Annotated in this window: 23 protein-coding genes; all 23 read left to right on the forward strand. The window is 42.4% G+C overall.

Translation table 11 applies throughout. The features are described from left to right. Positions 1-98 precede the first annotated feature (98 nt). The 23 genes from QU661_RS02245 (at position 99) to QU661_RS02355 (ending at position 18421) form a co-directional block, all read left to right on the forward strand. Positions 99-839: an IclR family transcriptional regulator gene (locus QU661_RS02245; RefSeq protein WP_304990142.1), complete on the forward strand. Its 741-nt coding sequence runs from the start codon at positions 99-101 to the stop codon at positions 837-839. Between the two features lie 79 nt (positions 840-918). Further along, positions 919-1626: a nucleotide-binding protein gene (locus tag QU661_RS02250; RefSeq protein WP_304990143.1), complete on the forward strand. Its 708-nt coding sequence runs from the start codon at positions 919-921 to the stop codon at positions 1624-1626. Between the two features lie 27 nt (positions 1627-1653). Continuing rightward, a complete protein-coding gene (locus QU661_RS02255; RefSeq protein WP_297967946.1) occupies positions 1654-1866 on the forward strand; it encodes a 4Fe-4S dicluster domain-containing protein in 213 nt (70 codons plus the stop codon). Between the two features lie 14 nt (positions 1867-1880). Continuing rightward, entirely contained in the window at positions 1881-2960 is a 1080-nt protein-coding gene (gene vorB / locus QU661_RS02260) for a 3-methyl-2-oxobutanoate dehydrogenase subunit VorB (RefSeq protein ID WP_304990144.1), read from the forward strand. Beyond that, a complete protein-coding gene (locus QU661_RS02265) occupies positions 2961-3713 on the forward strand; it encodes a thiamine pyrophosphate-dependent enzyme (protein ID WP_304990145.1) in 753 nt (250 codons plus the stop codon). Positions 3714-3724: 11 nt separating this feature from the next. Further along, positions 3725-4273 (forward strand): 2-oxoacid:acceptor oxidoreductase family protein, encoded by a 549-nt coding sequence (locus QU661_RS02270; protein WP_106056369.1) that lies wholly within the window; start codon positions 3725-3727, stop codon positions 4271-4273. Between the two features lie 284 nt (positions 4274-4557). After that, the gene (locus QU661_RS02275; RefSeq protein ID WP_106056371.1) at positions 4558-4785 is read left to right on the forward strand and encodes an acyl carrier protein; all 228 of its coding nucleotides are present in this window, start codon (positions 4558-4560) and stop codon (positions 4783-4785) included. Between the two features lie 2 nt (positions 4786-4787). Beyond that, positions 4788-5324, forward strand: a complete 537-nt coding sequence (locus QU661_RS02280) for an acetyl-CoA carboxylase biotin carboxyl carrier protein (protein WP_304990146.1) — start codon at positions 4788-4790, stop codon at positions 5322-5324. Beyond that, on the forward strand, positions 5321-6691 hold the full coding sequence (locus tag QU661_RS02285; RefSeq protein WP_304990147.1) for an acetyl-CoA carboxylase biotin carboxylase subunit: 1371 nt from the start codon (positions 5321-5323) through the stop codon (positions 6689-6691). Before QU661_RS02280 ends, QU661_RS02285 begins: the two co-directional genes overlap by 4 nt. Positions 6692-6697: 6 nt before the next feature. Then, on the forward strand, positions 6698-7585 hold the full coding sequence (accD, locus tag QU661_RS02290) for an acetyl-CoA carboxylase, carboxyltransferase subunit beta (RefSeq protein ID WP_304990148.1): 888 nt from the start codon (positions 6698-6700) through the stop codon (positions 7583-7585). After that, positions 7578-8348 carry a carboxyltransferase subunit alpha gene (gene accA, locus QU661_RS02295; protein ID WP_304990149.1) on the forward strand — a complete coding sequence of 257 codons (771 nt, stop codon included), beginning with the start codon at positions 7578-7580 and terminating at the stop codon, positions 8346-8348. Before accD ends, accA begins: the two co-directional genes overlap by 8 nt. Before the next feature lies 1 nt (position 8349). After that, positions 8350-9243 (forward strand): 3-oxoacyl-ACP synthase III family protein, encoded by an 894-nt coding sequence (locus QU661_RS02300; protein ID WP_304990150.1) that lies wholly within the window; start codon positions 8350-8352, stop codon positions 9241-9243. A 2-nt stretch (positions 9244-9245) separates the two neighbouring features. Then, positions 9246-10169, forward strand: coding sequence for an NAD(P)H-dependent flavin oxidoreductase (locus QU661_RS02305; RefSeq protein WP_304990151.1), 924 nt, complete (start codon positions 9246-9248; stop codon positions 10167-10169). Positions 10170-10226: 57 nt separating this feature from the next. Further along, positions 10227-11150 carry an ACP S-malonyltransferase gene (locus tag QU661_RS02310; RefSeq protein ID WP_304990152.1) on the forward strand — a complete coding sequence of 308 codons (924 nt, stop codon included), beginning with the start codon at positions 10227-10229 and terminating at the stop codon, positions 11148-11150. A 42-nt stretch (positions 11151-11192) separates the two neighbouring features. Then, positions 11193-11930 carry a 3-oxoacyl-[acyl-carrier-protein] reductase gene (gene fabG, locus QU661_RS02315; protein ID WP_304990153.1) on the forward strand — a complete coding sequence of 246 codons (738 nt, stop codon included), beginning with the start codon at positions 11193-11195 and terminating at the stop codon, positions 11928-11930. Further along, positions 11930-13165: a beta-ketoacyl-ACP synthase II gene (gene fabF, locus QU661_RS02320; protein WP_304990154.1), complete on the forward strand. Its 1236-nt coding sequence runs from the start codon at positions 11930-11932 to the stop codon at positions 13163-13165. Before fabG ends, fabF begins: the two co-directional genes overlap by 1 nt. Further along, positions 13162-13584, forward strand: a complete 423-nt coding sequence (fabZ, locus tag QU661_RS02325) for a 3-hydroxyacyl-ACP dehydratase FabZ (protein WP_304990155.1) — start codon at positions 13162-13164, stop codon at positions 13582-13584. Before fabF ends, fabZ begins: the two co-directional genes overlap by 4 nt. A gap of 48 nt (positions 13585-13632) precedes the next feature. Then, positions 13633-14094 carry a MarR family transcriptional regulator gene (locus QU661_RS02330; protein ID WP_304990156.1) on the forward strand — a complete coding sequence of 154 codons (462 nt, stop codon included), beginning with the start codon at positions 13633-13635 and terminating at the stop codon, positions 14092-14094. Then, the gene (locus tag QU661_RS02335; RefSeq protein WP_304990157.1) at positions 14095-14880 is read left to right on the forward strand and encodes a biotin--[acetyl-CoA-carboxylase] ligase; all 786 of its coding nucleotides are present in this window, start codon (positions 14095-14097) and stop codon (positions 14878-14880) included. A gap of 24 nt (positions 14881-14904) precedes the next feature. After that, the gene (locus tag QU661_RS02340; RefSeq protein ID WP_304990158.1) at positions 14905-15537 is read left to right on the forward strand and encodes a biotin transporter BioY; all 633 of its coding nucleotides are present in this window, start codon (positions 14905-14907) and stop codon (positions 15535-15537) included. A gap of 107 nt (positions 15538-15644) precedes the next feature. Then, the gene (locus tag QU661_RS02345) at positions 15645-15878 is read left to right on the forward strand and encodes a hypothetical protein (protein ID WP_304990159.1); all 234 of its coding nucleotides are present in this window, start codon (positions 15645-15647) and stop codon (positions 15876-15878) included. Positions 15879-15921: 43 nt separating this feature from the next. Then, positions 15922-17523: a methionine--tRNA ligase gene (metG, locus tag QU661_RS02350; RefSeq protein ID WP_304990160.1), complete on the forward strand. Its 1602-nt coding sequence runs from the start codon at positions 15922-15924 to the stop codon at positions 17521-17523. A gap of 61 nt (positions 17524-17584) precedes the next feature. Then, positions 17585-18421: a TatD family hydrolase gene (locus QU661_RS02355; protein WP_304990161.1), complete on the forward strand. Its 837-nt coding sequence runs from the start codon at positions 17585-17587 to the stop codon at positions 18419-18421.

Consider the following 18421-nt stretch of genomic DNA (forward strand, 5'->3'; position numbering starts at 1 on the left):
CTGCTCGAAATACGGAAAAAATTCGCTTGTTAATGTTGACTAACTTAATCCTAAAGAGTATATTTTGAATTGTAAAAAGGCAGTGAAAGGAAGACATCATGGCAGAACGTAATAGTTCGCTTGAAAAGGCGTTAAAGGTGCTTGATTTGTACCAGTCTCAGAGTCGACTGACATTGACGTCTATAGCTCAGCAGACGGGACTTTCCAACGCTGCTATAAGTAGAATTCTCAATTCGCTTGAGGAGATGAAGTACATCTATAAGGATAAAATCGATAGTGGTTATTATCTTACCGATAGAGTATTCACCTTGAGTCGAAATACTAATATACAGAAGCAGATAGTCAACATGCTCGATGAGCCGGTGGCTAGACTATGTAGGAAATGTGGTCTGGCGGTGACGGTATCAGTGCGTGAAGGACTTAAATCATATATAGCAATTCGTAAAAATCCATATACTGGTGTTGCTGTAGTGGTTAGCTCAGAGGAGATGATGAGTCTAAATTTGACCGCTGCTGGTAAAGTGCTTACAGCATTTTCAGGTGAATCGGATAAATTAGTTGATGAGATTGATTACGTTCGTCTTACACACAAGAGTATCGTAGATAAAGACGAGTATAGAACACTTCTTGAAGAGGTTAAGGAAAGTAGACTCGCTTACGATATGGAAGAAGTGACAGAGGGACTTGTATGTGTAGCGACACCTGTACTTTCGTCCGATGGGACAGCAATCTGTGCAATCAGTGTAAGCGGGTATAAGGAGAGAATGGTCAGAAGCCTTTACTCCGTAATTCCAAGGTTGCAGGATACAGCTTCTGAATGTGAGAATTCATTTAGGTAGTTAGAACTGATTGATGTTTGTACAATGTCCAGATTCATCTTGGGTATCGTATGAAAGAAGTTTTTAAATGAGGTAGTGGATGAGTATTTTCTACGAGATGGATAAAGATTTCGGAGATCTTCTTAAAGAGAAGAAGAATTTCCTCTTTATAGGAGAGGCTGGAAGTGGTAAGAGTGAGATTGTTCTCAATGTTGCAGCAAAGCTTGCTGAACAGACGGGTGCTAAGGTCCAAGTATTCGATATGGACCAGAGCAAACCGCTATATCGTTCTAGAGATATGAAGGATGCATTCGCCCAAAAGGGTGTGGAGATAAATTATCAGCTGCAATTTCTCGATGCGCCGACAGTAGTTGGTGGTGTTGCCGAATCGCTGATGAATAAGGATGTATATACGGTCCTTGACATCGGTGGCGGTCACAATGCTTCGAGAGTTGTGGGAGTATACGCACACTTGCTAAAGGATGACAATACGGTTCCGGTATACGTCATTAATCCGTATAGACCTTGGACGAAGAGTCTAAAGGCGATTGATGAGACCATGAGCGATATTGTCACTGCGGCTAGGTTGAATCGCATCTATATTCTTGGTAACCCTAACCTAGGTTACCAGACGAGTGCAGAAGAATTCATGGAAGGGCTTGCTAGGCTCGACGAGATGCTGAGCGGAATAGTTACCGTCGGCAGCTTCGTTGTGAGAGACGAGATATATGATGAAGTCAAAAGTATGACTGACAGACATCTATTCCCAATTGAGTTGTTCCTGACGTATTCGTGGGTTGATCGCTAAAATATTTTATTTAAGGAGGTAATGTTGATGGCTAAAGGTAGAGTTGAAATCAATGCTGAAGCTTGCAAATCTTGCCAATATTGCGTGATTTCATGTCCAAAGAAAGTCCTCGTTATTGGTGAGAATGTTAACTCAAAAGGTTACCCTTATTCGGTTGCAGCTACACCAGAGGATTGCATCGGTTGCGCAATGTGCGCACAGATATGTCCAGAGGACTGTATTGAGGTTTGGAGAGATTAGTAAGGAGGAGCAATATGGCAGAACGTGTATTTATGAAAGGCTGCGAAGCTATTGCAGAGGCAGCTGTAAGAGCAGGATGTCGTTTCTTTGCTGGTTATCCAATCACACCACAGAACGAAATTCCTGAGTATATGGCAAGAAGAATGCCAGAAGTAGGTGGTAACTTTGTACAGGGTGAATCTGAGGTTGCATCTGTAAACATGCTTTATGGTGCTGTTTCTACTGGAATCAGAGCAATGAGCTCTTCATCCAGCTGCGGAATCAGCTTGTACTCAGAGGGTATCTCTTTCTGCGCATCTGCTAGACTACCAGCAGTATATGTAAACGTGCAGAGAGGTGGTCCTGGAATTGGTGCTATACAGCCAGCTCAGCAGGATTACCTTCAGGCAACTAAGGCTTCCGGAAACGGTGGTTTCAGAATGATCGTACTCGCCCCATCAACTGTTCAGGAGTGCGTAGATATGGTATATAAGGCATTTGATTATGCTGAGAGAGACCAGAATCCAGTACTCGTCCTCACAGATGGAGTTATGGGAACAATCATGGAACCAGTAGTTCTTCCTCCAATGAAGACACCAGAAGAGATTGCAAAACTAAGAGATGCATTCAACTACAGAGCAATCGTAGGTCACCCAGTAGGTGAGAACGCATTCTGTAGACCTGGTTCTGTTGGAACAGGACAGGAAGCTGTTAATATCGAAGCAGATAAGCTCTACAGAACTTGGGATAAGGATGTTGAGTACGAGGAGCTTGAGACAGAGGATGCTGAGATCATCATCGCAGCATACGGAATCTCCGCTCGTATCGGAAAGGTTGTCGTAAGAGAGCTAAGAAAAGAAGGAGTTAAGATTGGTATGATAAGACCTATCAAGCTTTCTCCATTCCCATATGAAGCATTTGAGAACCTAGACTTCAACAGAATAAAGGGTATTCTCAATGTCGAGATGTCCATTCCTGCTCAGATGAGATGGGACGTGGATCATGCAGTTAAGGGCAGAACAGTTATCAAGGAGTGCCTAAGATCCGGTGGTCAGCTTCTGACTAATGATCAGGTAATGGAAGCTGCTCGTGAACTGATTAAGGAGGTACTATAGATGGCAAAAGTTTATTCAAGAACTAAGGGAATTCTTCCTGATACAGTATCCGGATTCTGTCCGGGATGCATGCACGGTACTGTGCATAAGCTAATCGGTGAAGCGGCAGAAGAACTAGGTAAACTCGATAAGCTCGTAAGAGTTGAGGGTGTAGGCTGCTGCGGACTCGGTCAGTTCTACGTTGCTCACGATGCTACTATTGCTGCTCACGGAAGAGCTTGTGCTGTAGCAACAGGAATCAAGAGATCATCCCCTGATTCACTTGTATACACATACCAGGGCGATGGAGACCTTGCTTCAATCGGACTTGCAGAGACTATGTCAGCTGCTAACAGAGGAGAGAACTTCACAGTTATCTTCGTTAATAATGGAATTTATGGTATGACTGGTGGACAGATGGCTCCAACAACTCTTATCGGCATGAACTCCACGACTACACCAGAAGGTAGAGAGCCAGATATTCACGGATACCCAATGCATATCGTTGAAATTCTCAACCAGCTAACAGCTCCTTACTATCTAGAAAGGGTTTCTTGCAACACTCCTCAGAACGTAATCAAGGCTCGTAAGGCAATCAAGAAGGCATTCCAGTATCAGCTAGAAGGAAAGGGCTTCTCACTTGTGGAGATTGTTACATCTTGTCCAACGAACTGGGGAATGAGCACGCTTGATTCGCTCAAGTTCCTTGAAAAAGATATGTTTGATGAGTACCCTCTAGGTCTCGTTAGAGACAAGGGCGCAGAAGCTAAATAGGGAGGTTTAGAATGGAAAGAAATTTGATGATTGCCGGATTTGGCGGACAGGGTGTAATGACCATGGGAAAGCTTCTTTCAGAAGCTACATGTCAGTCAACAGACCTTAATGTAACATTCTTCCCTTCTTATGGCGCAGCTATGAGAGGTGGTACAGCAAACTGTTACGTTGTAATTTCTGATGACGAAATCGGTGCACCTGTATCTAACAGTGTAGATGACCTTGTAGTAATGAACGGACCTTCACTACACAAGTTCCTTCCAACTCTTAAGAAGGGTGGTACATTGTTCATTAACAGTTCAATAGTAAAGGATCCTATTGATAGAGATGACATCACTGTGGTATCTGTTCCAGTTACAGAGATGGCTCTTGAAATGGGTAACCCAAGGGTTCTCAACATCATTATGCTTGGAGCTTATATCGGATACTCTAATGCAGTACCTGAGCAGGTTATTTATGATGGAATTCACCACAAGTTTGAGCACAAACCAAAGGTAATTCCACTAAATGATAAGGCTTTCAAGACAGGTCTCGATATTGGTGCTGAAGCTAGACAGTAATGGCATACGCTATGTAATGGGCGTATATTGATAATCCATAAAGTATGAGGGAAGATGGCTGAATTTCAGCCATCTTTTCTTTTTTTTGAAAAAATTAAAATTAGAATAAGGGGCTTTTAATGTTGAAAAATAGCTGTTTTTAAAGCAAAAAAAGGATTCCACACAAAACTTTCACTTGACGAAAGTCACAAAGGCAAATAAAATAGTAAAAAAATAATAGATAAAAATATTTAACTAAAATATTTTATCCAACGTAGAGATTAAGAAAAAAAGGAGTAAATGCTATGACTTTTGAACAGCTAAAGGAATTAATTTGTGAGAATTTTGGTGTTAGTGAGGATAAGGTAACTGAGACTGCTGACCTTCAGGAGGACTTAAAGCTTGACTCATTAGACGCTGTAGAGCTTTCGATGATGATGGAAGAGGCTCATGGTGTTTCGATTCCTGAGGAAAAATTCCCAGAGTGCAAGACTATTGCAGATGTACTGAAGTTCGCAAATGGTGGTAACTAATTATGGAAAAGTATCTAGAGCTAACCGAGAGGCTAGTCAGCGTATTTGACCGTAGTAGCAGTGACTATTTAGAAATCAAGATATCGGATTATGCCTTAACGCTTAAAAAAGGTTCATCCGCATGTGCAGTGCCATCAGTACCTGTGACCGAAACAGTAGTACCTGCGGCTTCTTTGCAGCCTGCCGTTCATGCTTCAGCACCTGCTACGCAGACAGTATCAGGAACAGTAGCAAATGATGTGTCTATGTCTGAATCGTCAGCGCATACTGCGGAAGTGGCAAAGGAAACTCTTAATACAGAGGTTGTAAAATCACCGATTGTAGGAGTGTTCTACGCAGCTAAGGATCCTAATTCACCTCCGTTTGTAAAGGTCGGAGATACTGTGAAGAAAGGTGATGTGCTCTGCATCCTAGAATCGATGAAGATGATGAATGAGATTAGGTCTGATTATGACGGAGTGATCAGGGAGATTCAGTGCAAGAACGAAGAGCTTGTAGAGTTTGGTCAGATCATGTTTGTGCTGGAGAAGTGTGAATGATTAGAAAGGTCTTAATAGCCAATCGCGGAGAGATTGCGCTTAGCATACAGAGAAATTGCAGTGAGATGGGTGTGGAGACTGTAGCTGTTTATTCTGACGTGGATAAGGGGCAGCCTGCAATATATTTGGCGGACCAGGCTATCTGCATAGGCGCAGGAAAGAGTTCAGCTTCATATCTCAATGTTGCTAATATACTGACGGCTGCTATCGAATCTGGTTGTGAAGCCATTCATCCCGGATATGGGTTCCTTGCTGAAAATGGCGATTTTGCTGAAAAGGTGGAGGCCTGTGGACTGAAGCTTATCGGACCATCGTCAAAGGTTATAAAGCTTATGGGCAACAAGCTCTCAGCTAGAGGTCTAATGGAGCAAAGTGGCGTTCCAGTCGTACCTGGATGTAATGATGTAGTTCATGATGAAGAACAACTCTACAGGATTGCTGATGAGATTGGTTATCCAGTTCTCCTAAAGGCTTCGGCTGGTGGCGGCGGAAAGGGTATGCGTAGAATCTATAAACGTGAAGATCTCGTTGCTGGCTGGGAATTAACGAAGCGAGAGGCAAAGGCATCATTTGCAAATGATGACATATATGTTGAGAAGCTAATTGAGAATCCTAGACATATCGAGATTCAGATTCTCGCAGATAGTCACGGAAACGTGGTTTACCTGCCTGAGAGGGATTGCAGTGTCCAGAGAAATAATCAGAAGATAATCGAAGAGAGCCCTAGCAGAGCTAACAACGAGCTACTGGAAAAGATGTATAAATCTGCCGTACTGTGCGCGAAAGCATGTGAATACGAAGGCACCGGAACAGTAGAGTTCATCGTAGATAAATACGACAATTATTATTTCATGGAGATGAACACGAGGATTCAGGTTGAGTATCCTGTAACAGAGATGGTAACAGGAATCAATCTGATTAAGGAGCAGATTAGAATTGCCTCGGGACTTCCGCTATCTGTAAAGCAGGAGGATGTAGCAGCTAATGGTCATGCTATCGAGATTAGAGTTAATGCTCAGAATCCATACGATGATTTTAGACCTAGCTGTGGCGATATAAGCTTCTTTCTACCGCCAGGGGGTCTCGACACGAGATTTGAGACGGCGCTATATCAAGGTGCAAAAATACTGCCATTTTATGATTCTATGATGGCGAAGCTAATCGTAAAAGGACGCACACGAATGGACGCTATAAAAAAGCTAAGACGTGCAGTCTCTGAGACGATTATAGACGGTGTTCCTACAAACCTAGGATTTATCTATGCGATACTGTATGACAAGGATTTTATCCTTGGAAATATTGATACAAACTATATTGCTAATAAGGAAGCTGAGCTTCTGGAAAGCATGCATGTAACAGGAGAATAGCAGAAAATGGGAAGCTTAAATAAGCGAAAAAATCTATTGTCCGCAATTAAGAGTATAAGAGGCGGGAGCAAGCAGAGTCAGGTTAGGCGTGAGCCTCGAAGGGCGCTTCCCGACCTTTTTCTTAAGTGTGAGGGATGCAAATCGGTAATCGACTACAAGGAGTTCGTAGAACATCTTAAGATATGTCCAGAGTGCGGATATCACATGAAGATGAATGGACACGAGCGTTTCGAGTATCTCATGGATGAAGAATATGAAAAAATCAGTTTTGGTAGCGAGATCAAAGACCCAATTTCATTCCCTAAGTACGATGAAAAGCGTGCAAAGGAAGAAGCAAAGTCAGGGCTAAATGAAGCGGTTTCTATCGTCAAAGGTGCGATAGAAGGGAAATCTGTCATAGTGGCAGTTCTTGAACTGCAATATATGATGGGAAGTCTCGGTACATACGTTGGCGAAGAGCTGACTGCAATGTTCGAGTATGCGATTAGAAATGAACTTCCAGTTATCATATTCTCTGCTTCAGGTGGAGCTAGAATGCAGGAGGGGATTTTTTCTCTCATGCAGATGGCCAAGACAAGTGCAGCTATAGGAAAGTTTCAAGACGCAGGATTGCTTTATATAAGTGTTTTAACAAATCCCACCACGGGAGGTGTATCAGCAAGCTTCGCATCTCTCGGAGATATAATCATAGCCGAGCCTAATGCTCTTATAGGATTTGCCGGACCAAGAGTAATCGAGCAGACAATCAAAAAGAAGCTGCCAAAAGGATTCCAAAGAGCTGAGAAGCTTGAGGAATGTGGTTTTGTAGATATTATTTCCGAGAGAGAGAGCCAGCGTAGACTGATTGCTAAGCTGCTCAAGCACCATGTGAAGATTGGAGCGAAATATGAGTAATGCTTATGAAATAGTTAAGAAGGCGAGATCCAGTAACAGGCTTAGAGCTAAAGAGGTTATCGAGAGACTTCTCGAGGACATAGTTTACCTTAAGGGAGACAGATGCTTTGGGGACTCCAAGACAATAATCGGTGGAATCGGATCATTTGAGGAAAGACCGGTTACTTTCATCGGAATTCAGAAAGGGCGCGGCATTGAAGAAGGAGTAGAAACAAATTTTGGAATGCCGATGCCTGAAGGTTATCGCAAAGCCATGAGGCTAATGGATCAAGCGGAAAAATTCAGAAGACCAGTAATCACATTTATAGATACCCCGGGTGCATATCCAGGTGTAGGTGCAGAAGAGCGAGGACAGTTTGAAGCTATAGCATCTTCGCTGGAGAAGATGTCAATGCTAACAGTTCCTGTAATTGCCGTGGTTATAGGTGAAGGTGGCTCTGGCGGTGCGTTAGCACTATCCGTAGCCAACAAGATATTTATGTTTAAAAATGCAGTGTACTCAATACTTTCACCAGAAGGCTTTGCGTCTATTTTATGGAAGAATGCAGGGCTTGCCGAAAAGGCTGCTGATGTGATGAAGATTACATCGCAGGATTTATATGACTTCGGAATCGTGGATGAAATCATAGACGAGAATGGAGAAAAGGTGAACTTTACACAGCTTAGAAATTTGATTTCAACTGAGCTTAAGACCTTCTCAGACATGACCGGCGAGGAAATCAGAGAGTGCAGATACGATAAATTTAGAGAGATTAGAGGATAAGATGGGACTTAAAGTTAAGGACATTAAGAGTTTGACTAGAGGAGTTAAGCGTAGCAATAAGTACTATGAAGAAAGACTCGACACCACTGATGAGTGGATTTTAACTCGTACGGGGATTGAAAATCGCTACATAACTGAGGAGACTCCATCGGAGATGGCGAAGGAACTAGCAGATAAGCTAGTATTTGATAGAGATAAGGTAAAGGCTCTTATCGTCGCATCTTTCTCGAGTGACATTAGGATTCCTTCAATTGCTGGTATCCTACACAAGAGATTAGAACTTAAGAACAGCTGTTTTTCTGTAGACATTAATGCTGCCTGTGCAGGCTTTGTATCAGCTATGATTATGGCTGAGCGCATGCTTAATCCTGGAGAAGAGGCTATTCTCGTTGCCAGCGAACAGGTTAGCAGATACATAGATTTTAATGACAGAGGGATAGCTGTGCTGTTTGGAGATGGATGTGCAGGAATTGCAGTTGAGAAGAATGACAAGCTATGGCTAAGTGATGCAAGCACCTATGGAGATGACCGAGTAATTGTTATGGATGATAATGACTTTATTCAGATGAATGGTCAAGAGGTTTTTAAATTTGCTATAAGTAAAGTTCCAGAATCACTTGAACGCCTGCTAGAGAGAGCTGATCTTACTGGAGCGGATATAGATTATGTCGCTGCCCATCAAGCTAATGTGAGGATACTCGAACAGATTTCCAAGAGGACCGGGATAGATGAAGACAAGGTTCTAAAGAATATCAGGGAGCGTGGAAATACTTCTGCAGCCTCGATTCCTACACTTTTATACGAGTATAGAGATAAGTTTAAAGATGGGGATAAGGTTCTGTTCACAGCTTTTGGAGCGGGACTAATTGTTAATTCAGTACTGATGGAGTGGTAGAGATGAACTTAAATAAATTACTTAATATTAAATATCCGATAATTCAGGGAGGAATGGCGAATATAACAGATGGTAAATTTGCAGCTACTGTATCTAATGTTGGTGCTCTAGGGACGATTGGATCAGGCGGAATGAAAGCCGATGTGCTTGCCAAAGAGATTGAAATTTGTAAAGGACTTACAGATAAGCCTTTTGCTGTAAATTTAATCATGTTTCGTTCAGACATCAAGGAGCTTGTTGAGGTTGTATGCAGGGCGAAGGTTCCTTATGTAATTGCTGGAGCAGGCAGTCCTGGTCCGTACATGGAAGAGTTCCAAGCAGCTGGTATCAAGATTATGCCGGTTATATCATCACCGCTTCAGATTAAGCGCCTCGATAAGTTCGATGTATTTGCTTACATTGCAGAGGGGATGGAAGCTGGAGGTCATATCGGGGAGATGACGACTATGACGCTTATCTACCAAGTAACAGGCGCAACTGATAAGCCAATAATTGCAGGTGGAGGAATCGGATCAGGTGCTCAGATGTTAGCTGCGGAAGTGTTAGGAGCTGCAGGAGTTCAAATTGGGACAGCCTTTCTGTTCACTCATGAAGTTCCAGTACACGAGAACTACAAGGATTTGCTGATGCATACTGAATCTCATCGCATAACATCGATCGGAAATCTAAATGGAAGACCTATGCGTCTTGTAAAGAACCCGATGACCAGAGAGTTTAAGGAGCTTGAGAGAAGCGAGAGTGACAAGGAAGTACTAGAGGATTTCACACTTGGTAGATTAAGGAAAGCAGTATTTGAAGGTGATGTTGATCAGGGTTCCGTTATGGCAGGATATACAGCCGCTCAGTTCGATAAACTGTATTCAGTTCCTGAGCTACTGGATAAACTAATGGGTGAGTATCAGCTCGCAAAAAATAGTATCAAATAGATAGTTTGTTTGCATAGATGACAGTTAAGTTAACCTATCAATGAAACAGAGGAAATAATGAATAAATTAGCAGTAATATTTGCCGGACAAGGCTCACAGTATGAGGGCATGGGCAGTAAGTTATATGATAGATATCCTGAGATTAGAGGTATATACGACAGCTTAGGAAAAGAGCTCACAGATATATCCTTTAAAGGTAGCATCGAGGAGATATCGAAGACACACAACCTTCAGCCTATTATGATTGCTTTCCAACTTGCCGTTTTAAAGCTAATTCACACACATAAGCCAGGGCTTCTAAATGGGCTTAGTGCGACATGTGGACTCAGCTTAGGGGAATACAGCGCACTCGCACTATCAGGAGTAATCGACGAAGACGATGCACTACGACTCGTTGCCGTACGAGGTTCTCTAATGGGAAAAGCGTCAGAGAACAGAAGTAGCAAAATGCTTGCAATTCTCAAGATGACTGAGGAAGAGGTTAGGAAAATCACCGAGGAAAATCCAGATTTTAAAGGTAAGCTATATATTGCTAATATAAATAGCAGCAGGCAAATCATCGTATCAGGTGAAGGTGAAGCAATAGATAAACTTAAGGCTTTTCTAAAAGCTAACGGTAAGCTCGCTAAGCCTCTTGCTGTTAGTGGCGCATTCCATACTCCGTTTATGGAATCAGCGAAAGACGCCTTTGTGACAATGCTTGAAGGCACTTCGTTTAACTCGCCAGAAATTTCATATTATCCCAATGTTACTGGAGAGAAATATGAAGGAACTCCGATGAGTGAAGTGCTGTCTGAACAGATAGTGTCACCAGTGCTGCTATATAAGACTTTCAAGGAAATGGTAGCCGATGGAATTAAACACTTTCTCGAAATAGGACCAGGTGGTGTTCTTTCAACTATTCTAGAGAGAGAATTTGAAGGTCTAGAGGTAAGCGTTATTAAGAATGATGATGATTTAATTGAGCTACTTGAAGCCTAGGCAGAGTGTTCAATTCTTAGTAGAAAAAAAAGGAGTAGATGTATGGCGAATAAAGTAGCACTTATTACGGGCGCTGCTGGTGGAATCGGCACAGCAATTGCGGAAAAGCTAAAGAGCGAAGGGTTTAATCTTGCACTAAATGTTCGCACCGTTAAGCCACAGTTTAAACAGCTAGTAGAGAAACTGTCTGACGAAAACTGTCATGTGCAAGTAGTGCTCGGTGATATATCTCGCGCTGAAGATTGTAAGAGGATAGTAGAGGAAGTCGCTAAAGAACAGGGACAGATTGACGTGCTGGTTAACAATGCAGGTATCACGAGAGATAAGCTCGTCATGCAGATGAGCGAAGCTGACTTTGAAGATGTTATAACTACTAACCTAAGTGGTGCTTTCTATCTAAGCAAATATGTGTCGAGATACATGATGAAGAGGCGTTGCGGTAGAATCATCAACATGTCTTCGGTCGTAGGTCTACATGGTAACGCTGGGCAGGCTAACTATGCTGCAGCAAAGGCAGGGCTTATAGGTATGACCAAGTCATTCGCAAAGGAATTTGCATCGCGAAATATCCTTGTAAATGCGATAGCACCGGGGTTCATAGAGACACCGATGACTGAAAATTTGACAGAACAGGTAAAGGATAAGATAAAGTCTGAAATTCCGCTCGGGATAATTGGGGAACCGAGCGATGTTGCAAATCTGACAGCATTTCTCGCCGGAGAGGAATCGCGTTATATAACAGGACAGGTTATATCTGTAGATGGGGGTATGAACGTATAATGAGTAGAGTAGTAGTGACTGGTATCGGCATGATTACGCCGCTAGGAAACAGCGCATCTGAAGTGCTTGAGGGAATCAAGAATTCGCGCTGTGGAATCGGAGAAATCACGAGATATGATACGAGTGATAGAGCGGTGAAGCTAGCTGCAGAGGTAAAGGACTACAATCCAGACGATTACTTTGATAAAAGGGAACAGAGGCGATTGGATAGAGTCACGCAATTTGGTATAATAGCCGGCAGAAGAGCTTTGGAAAACGCTAATCTTACAAGAGAATATTTGTCAAATAAAAGGGCTGGAGTCTTTGTTTCCTCTGGAATCGGTGGAATAAGCACTATCGAGTCAGAGCATGCCAAGGGTATGAACCGCGGGTTCGACAAGGTATCACCTTATTATATTCCGATGGCAATAATAAATTTAACGGCTGGAAATATCGCTATTGACTTAAATGCACACGGTTCTTGTCAGGCTATGGTTACAGCTTGCTCCAGTGCAACGAATGCTATCGGTGAGGCATACCGTCATATCAAGCATGGGTATGCAGATATCATGTTTGCCGGCGGCAGTGAAGCTCCTATCACCGAACTTTCGGTAGGTGGGTTTACATCTATGAAAGCACTATCGCTCTCGCAGAATCCTAACAGAGCGTCGATTCCGTTCGATAAGAAGAGAGATGGATTTGTAATGGGTGAAGGGGCTACGGTGTTAGTCTTAGAGGAATATGAGCATGCGGTTAAACGCGGGGCTAACATACTTGCAGAGATTGTCGGATATAGTGATACCTGCGATGCAAATCATATAACAGCTCCTTGTGAGGATGGAAAGTATGCCGCGCAGGCCATGACACAGGCGATAGCAGATGCAGGACTTAAGACTGGTGATATTGATTACATTAATGCACATGGAACTTCAACTCCTCTCAATGACAAATATGAAACGGCAGCCATTAAGCGTGCATTCGGTGATGGCTACAGAGATGTGCTCGTATCTTCTTCCAAATCACAAGTAGGTCACCTTCTTGGGGCTTCAGGATCAACGGAGCTGGCGATGACTATTATTTCTATGCAGGCTGGTATAGTTCCACCAACTATAAACTACGAATATCCAGATGATGCATGCGATCTCAATCTGGTAGTTAATAGGTATAAGGAAGCAGAAATCAACTATGCTCTTAAGAATTCGCTTGGATTCGGAGGGCATAATGCATCAGTCGTAGTAAAGAGGTGGACCGAATGAAATTGACATATGAAGAAGTGAGAAATATTTTACCGCACAGATATCCGTTCATCATGGTGGATAAAATCGTTGAACTTGAGGCGGGTAATAAGGCTGTAGGAATTAAGAATGTTAGTGGAAATGAGCCTTTCTTTCAGGGACACTTCCCTAGTGAGGCTGTAATGCCAGGAGTTCTTCAAGTGGAGGCAGTGGGCCAGGTCGGAGCGGTTGCGGTCCTAATGGATCAGGAAAAGGGTGCTAATGCATTCCTAGCAGGAATTAAGAAGGCTAGATTCCATAAAAAAATCGTTCCAGGAGACCAGCTGGAGATTCACTGTGCAATCAATAATAGAGTTGGAAATATTGGATTTGGAGAAGGTTACATCCTCGTTGACGGTGAAAAGGCGATGTCATGCGAGATTTCGTTTGCTATCATGTAGGACGCCAGAACTATAATCCCTGTAATTAAGAAAGGCGGATTTGAATAGATGCTTACAGAGGTATTCGCAGAGGTATACGAGAAGTTCAAATTGAACTTGTATAAGCATATGTTTGTAAATGGCGGAGGCAAAGAGCATGAGCTTACAGCGACAGAGACATTTACACTAGAGGTTATTCATGCGATGAAGAACCCAAAGGTTAGTCAGCTTGCAGAATTCCTTGAGATGTCTACACCTAATGTTGCTTACAAGATTTCTTCCTTGATGAAGAAGGGATATATTGAAAAAATTCAGTCTAAAGAGGATAAACGAGAGTATATCCTCAAGGAGACAGATAAATTTCATGAGTACTACAAGGCGAAGAATAGTTACATACCGATAGTGCTCGACAGATTGGCGAAGAGGTTTACGGAAGAAGAAATCGATAACCTGGAGCATATCCTTAAGGTTATGAGCGATGAGTTTATGGGCGAGGTTAATAGGTTTATCGCAGACAACAAGGTTGATTAGATGCACGATTTTAAATTGTATGAGGGAGCCGTAATTTCAGAAATCAAAAGGAAAAATGCGGATATCGTTTTCCCTCAAGGATTCAGATACATACATTTTGAAAGTATAGACTCAACAAATAAATACGCTAAGGAACATGCCGGAGAACTTGAGAACGCTATAATTGTAGCAGAAGATCAATATGATGGAGTGGGTAAGAACTCGTCTCATTGGTGGTCTTTACCATGCCGCTCGATACTGGCGACGATTGTACTTTCGATTGATCTTGATCCTTCTGAAGCACTTGTGTATCCACTTCTCGTTGGAGCTTTAATTCGTGAAGTCCTAGCACAGCATGGGGTTGAGGCTGATGTGAAGTGGCCAAATGACATTTATATCGGCGATAAAAAGCTAGCTGGGATACTATGCGAGACGATCATAGAGAATGGGAAAGTTGAAAAATTAATAATTGGTTTTGGTATAAACGTGAACCAAACTAAAGACGAGATGGCTATATATAATATGACATCTCTGTATGAATATAAGGGTATAGAATTCAATAGATGTGAGCTCCTTGCAGATATTATCATAAAGCTGTTTGAGCACATGAACGATAGCAATCCAGATAATGTGAGGTATATGGAAAGAGAAGTTAATGCACATCTATTCGCAAAGGGATTAAATGTAATTTTTGAATTAGACAAGCGCTATGAAGGCACACTGATCGGAGTCGGTGCGGACGGAGCGCTTTTACTTTTGACAGATTCAGGCATGAAAAGGTTTATTTCGGGGAAAATAATCCTTTAGCTGATGAGAAAGAAAAGGTTAAAAATGAATAAGAATCAAAATAATGAAAACGATATTTGCGAGAACAATGAAAGCTATAATAAAGGTCCTGTTAAAAGACACAATCGATTGGATGCACGAACTATCACAAACGTTGGACTTGCAGTAGCTTTGCTCATAATAGGTTCGGCGATTTCCATACCAATCGGCCCGGTTCCTATCAGTCTACAGTCGCTTGTAGTGCTCACTATAGGAATAACCATGGGAAAGAGACTCGGTGTAATGGCAGTTACAGTGTATGTAATAGCTGGGCTAGTAGGACTCCCTGTGTTTGCGGGACTAAAAGGAGGACCTCAGTATGTCTTTGCCCCAACATTTGGATTCATAATAGCGTTCGTCTTAGCGGCATATATAGTAGGTGCAGGCTATGAGTCGAGTTCAAGCGTGCGCAGATATGCGAGCCTTGCTATAGCGACCTTCATGATATATGTGATAGGTACGTGTTACTTTTATTTCGTGCAGAGTGTGCATCTTGGAAATAATATTCCATTTGCTAAAGTTATACAGCTTACTGTTCTGCCATTCATAGTTGGAGATTTGATAAAGCTCCATGTAGCGTTCTGTGTGGGCGGAAAGCTTAAGAGTATACTGGGTGCAAATTTTGAAAATGTCAACTAGATGAATGCAGAAGGTCCACATCTAAATACCTTGAAAAAAACAAGGTATTTAGATATAATCGAGAGAAGTAGCACATGTAAATACTGCCTGATGGCAAGGAGGATATAATGGTTAGAAGAAGACGTATGACAGATGCAGAAAAGGCACTTCTAATTGAAGAGGGAAAGGTAGCTAGAAGACATAAGATGCTTAAGACAAGCATGAGAATAGCTGGTCTAAGTTTGCTAGCTGGAGCTACTCTAGTTGTTGCAACTAAGAAAATCTTCGACGAAATTTTTGTTGAAGATGATTGGTCAGATGTTGATTGGGGAGAAGAGGACGAGGACTACGGCGTATACTAAACCAATCCTCTGACATATGTTATAGATTTTGAAAGGGAATACGATGACGGAAAAAAAGGACACCTTTTATATTACTACACCTATATACTATCCAAGCGCTAAGCTTCACATAGGACACACATACTGTACAGTTATGGCAGATGCGATGGCTAGATTCAAGAGACTCACTGGATATGACGTGAGATTCCTCACTGGTACTGATGAGCATGGCCAGAAAATCGCCAGATGTGCACAGGAAGCAGGAGTTACACCGCTTGAATATATAGATCCAATTGTTGAGACAATAAAGAGACTTTGGGCGACGATGGAGATCAGCTACGATGATTTTATCAGAACCACAGAAGAGCGCCACGAAAAGCGCGTTCAAGAAATCTTTATGAGGATGTACAACAATGGCGATATATATAAGGATAAGTACGAGGGTTGGTACTGCACTCCGTGTGAGTCTTTCTGGACTGAGAGCCAGCTAGTAGAGGGAAACTGTCCTGATTGCGGTAGACCTGTTAAGAAGATGAGCGAAGATGCTTACTTCTTTAAGCTGTCAAAGTATTCTGACAAGCTTGTTGAGCTCCTTGGAAATGGCACATTCCTTCAACCTGAGTCTCGCGCTAAGGAGATGATTTCGTTTGTAGAGCAAGGACTCGAGGACCTATGTATCTCTAGAGCTTCTCTAGATTGGGGTATTAAGGTTCCGATTGATGAGAGACACGTAATATATGTTTGGCTCGATGCTCTATCAAACTATATTACTGCCCTTGGATTCCCTGGAGAGGATGAAGAACAGTATAAAAAGTACTGGCCAGGAATAAACCTGGTAGGTAAGGAAATTGTAAGATTCCATTCCATTATATGGCCTGCAATGCTAATGTCCATGAACGAGCCAGTACCTAAGAAGGTTCTCGGCCACGGCTGGATTCTAATAGATGGGGGTAAGATGTCGAAATCGAAGGGCAATATTGTTGACCCAGAGATTCTAATTGATCGTTATGGAATAGATGCATTAAAATACTTCTTGCTCAGAGAGTATACTTTTGGTCAAGACGGACTATATACCAACGAGATTATGCTTAACCGCATCAATTACGACCTCGCTAATGACCTTGGAAATCTCTTATCAAGAACTATTTCGATGATTGAAAAGTATTGCGGCGGAGTTGTTCCAGAAACTACAACTGAGGACGATTTCGATCGTGACCTGATTGCGACGGCACTCGGATGTGCTGTGAAAGTTGAAGCTCGCATGGATGAATTCCACTTCAACAATGCGCTTGAGGAGATTTGGATAGTTATTTCGAGAGCTAACAAGTATATCGATGAAAAGATGCCTTGGGTTCTTGCAAAGGACGAGAGTAAGAAAGCTGAACTTGATACAGTTATGAGCAATCTTGCAGAGGTGCTCAGAATGATTTCTGTGTTAATCATTCCATATATGCACACGACGTCAGATAAGATGAGAGATCAGCTCGGAATTTCAGATCAGGAGGCAAAATGGTCGGATCTCGAAGAGTTCCGCATGATGGCTGGTGCACATGTCCATAAGGGGGAAGCGCTGTTCCCAAGACTTGATGTAGCTAAGGAAATTGAAGTCCTATCTAATACAGAACAGGAAAAGGTTGCTATAAAGAAAAACAACCGAAAAAAATAATAAAAATGAGGCCTCAAGTCTATACTTGAGGCCTTTTTTACCAATATAAGGGGGTAGAAAAATGCTATTTGATGCACATACCCATTTGAATTACGAGGAGTTTAGCGAAGAAGAGCGGCTTAATAGGGCAAAGGAAATAGAAGAGTCTGATGTGGAGTTTATCATTGATGTTGGCGATTCTGTAGAATCGTCCAGGCAGGCGATTAAGGATGCAACTGATTATTCTTGGTGCTATGCCGCTGTTGGGATTCACCCGGATAAGGCGCTCACATACTCCGATAATGATTTAGATGAAATCAAGGAACTTGCTAGCGCACCAAAGGTTAAAGCAATCGGTGAAATAGGTCTAGACTTCCACTATGGAAAGGATTCTAAGGCAGAACAGATTGAACTCTTCAGGAAGCAGATCAGAATTGCGAATGAACTCATGATGCCGATTATGATTCATACACGAGAAGCTGATGCGATTACTAGAGATATTCTCATCGAAGAAGGAGCATTTAGCGAAGCTCGAAAGGGTCATTTCCCTAAGAGACCAGACGGACAAGAGGGGATGGTTGCTGATGCCAGAGTACAGCTACACTGCTACTCAGGCTCACTTGAACTGGCGCGTGAGTATGTGAAGCTTGGGGCGACAATCTCTATAGGTGGACCGCTGACATTTAAAAATGCGAGAAAAACCGTAGAGGTGCTAGAGGGAATACCGCTTCAGTTTATAATGAGTGAGACAGATGCGCCTTTTCTTGCGCCAGAACCGAAGAGAGGGAGACCTAATAAGACTCCGTATATTGAGCATGTCGTCAGGAGAATGGCTCTATTAAAGGGCATCGGGTTTGACGAAGCAGTACGGATAACGTCAGAAAATGCGAGACGATTCTTTAATATAAAGGTTAAATAG

Source organism: Mogibacterium neglectum, from assembly GCF_030644205.1.
In the GTDB taxonomy this organism is placed as follows: Bacteria; Bacillota; Clostridia; order Peptostreptococcales; family Anaerovoracaceae; genus Mogibacterium; species Mogibacterium neglectum.

What these genes read in the sequence shown, in the direction of transcription:
- fabF (WP_304990154.1), top strand. Translation starts at nt 11,930, where the DNA reads ATGAGTAGAGTAGTAGTGACTGGTATCGGCATGATTACGCCGCTAGGA.
- metG (WP_304990160.1), top strand. Translation starts at nt 15,922, where the DNA reads ATGACGGAAAAAAAGGACACCTTTTATATTACTACACCTATATACTAT.
- QU661_RS02245 (WP_304990142.1), top strand. Translation starts at nt 99, where the DNA reads ATGGCAGAACGTAATAGTTCGCTTGAAAAGGCGTTAAAGGTGCTTGAT.
- fabZ (WP_304990155.1), top strand. Translation starts at nt 13,162, where the DNA reads ATGAAATTGACATATGAAGAAGTGAGAAATATTTTACCGCACAGATAT.
- QU661_RS02255 (WP_297967946.1), top strand. Translation starts at nt 1,654, where the DNA reads ATGGCTAAAGGTAGAGTTGAAATCAATGCTGAAGCTTGCAAATCTTGC.
- QU661_RS02335 (WP_304990157.1), top strand. Translation starts at nt 14,095, where the DNA reads ATGCACGATTTTAAATTGTATGAGGGAGCCGTAATTTCAGAAATCAAA.
- QU661_RS02310 (WP_304990152.1), top strand. Translation starts at nt 10,227, where the DNA reads ATGAATAAATTAGCAGTAATATTTGCCGGACAAGGCTCACAGTATGAG.
- QU661_RS02345 (WP_304990159.1), top strand. Translation starts at nt 15,645, where the DNA reads ATGGTTAGAAGAAGACGTATGACAGATGCAGAAAAGGCACTTCTAATT.
- QU661_RS02330 (WP_304990156.1), top strand. Translation starts at nt 13,633, where the DNA reads ATGCTTACAGAGGTATTCGCAGAGGTATACGAGAAGTTCAAATTGAAC.
- QU661_RS02305 (WP_304990151.1), top strand. Translation starts at nt 9,246, where the DNA reads ATGAACTTAAATAAATTACTTAATATTAAATATCCGATAATTCAGGGA.
- accD (WP_304990148.1), top strand. Translation starts at nt 6,698, where the DNA reads ATGGGAAGCTTAAATAAGCGAAAAAATCTATTGTCCGCAATTAAGAGT.
- QU661_RS02280 (WP_304990146.1), top strand. Translation starts at nt 4,788, where the DNA reads ATGGAAAAGTATCTAGAGCTAACCGAGAGGCTAGTCAGCGTATTTGAC.
- QU661_RS02300 (WP_304990150.1), top strand. Translation starts at nt 8,350, where the DNA reads ATGGGACTTAAAGTTAAGGACATTAAGAGTTTGACTAGAGGAGTTAAG.
- accA (WP_304990149.1), top strand. Translation starts at nt 7,578, where the DNA reads ATGAGTAATGCTTATGAAATAGTTAAGAAGGCGAGATCCAGTAACAGG.
- QU661_RS02250 (WP_304990143.1), top strand. Translation starts at nt 919, where the DNA reads ATGAGTATTTTCTACGAGATGGATAAAGATTTCGGAGATCTTCTTAAA.
- QU661_RS02340 (WP_304990158.1), top strand. Translation starts at nt 14,905, where the DNA reads ATGAATAAGAATCAAAATAATGAAAACGATATTTGCGAGAACAATGAA.
- QU661_RS02265 (WP_304990145.1), top strand. Translation starts at nt 2,961, where the DNA reads ATGGCAAAAGTTTATTCAAGAACTAAGGGAATTCTTCCTGATACAGTA.
- vorB (WP_304990144.1), top strand. Translation starts at nt 1,881, where the DNA reads ATGGCAGAACGTGTATTTATGAAAGGCTGCGAAGCTATTGCAGAGGCA.
- QU661_RS02270 (WP_106056369.1), top strand. Translation starts at nt 3,725, where the DNA reads ATGGAAAGAAATTTGATGATTGCCGGATTTGGCGGACAGGGTGTAATG.
- fabG (WP_304990153.1), top strand. Translation starts at nt 11,193, where the DNA reads ATGGCGAATAAAGTAGCACTTATTACGGGCGCTGCTGGTGGAATCGGC.
- QU661_RS02285 (WP_304990147.1), top strand. Translation starts at nt 5,321, where the DNA reads ATGATTAGAAAGGTCTTAATAGCCAATCGCGGAGAGATTGCGCTTAGC.
- QU661_RS02275 (WP_106056371.1), top strand. Translation starts at nt 4,558, where the DNA reads ATGACTTTTGAACAGCTAAAGGAATTAATTTGTGAGAATTTTGGTGTT.
- QU661_RS02355 (WP_304990161.1), top strand. Translation starts at nt 17,585, where the DNA reads ATGCTATTTGATGCACATACCCATTTGAATTACGAGGAGTTTAGCGAA.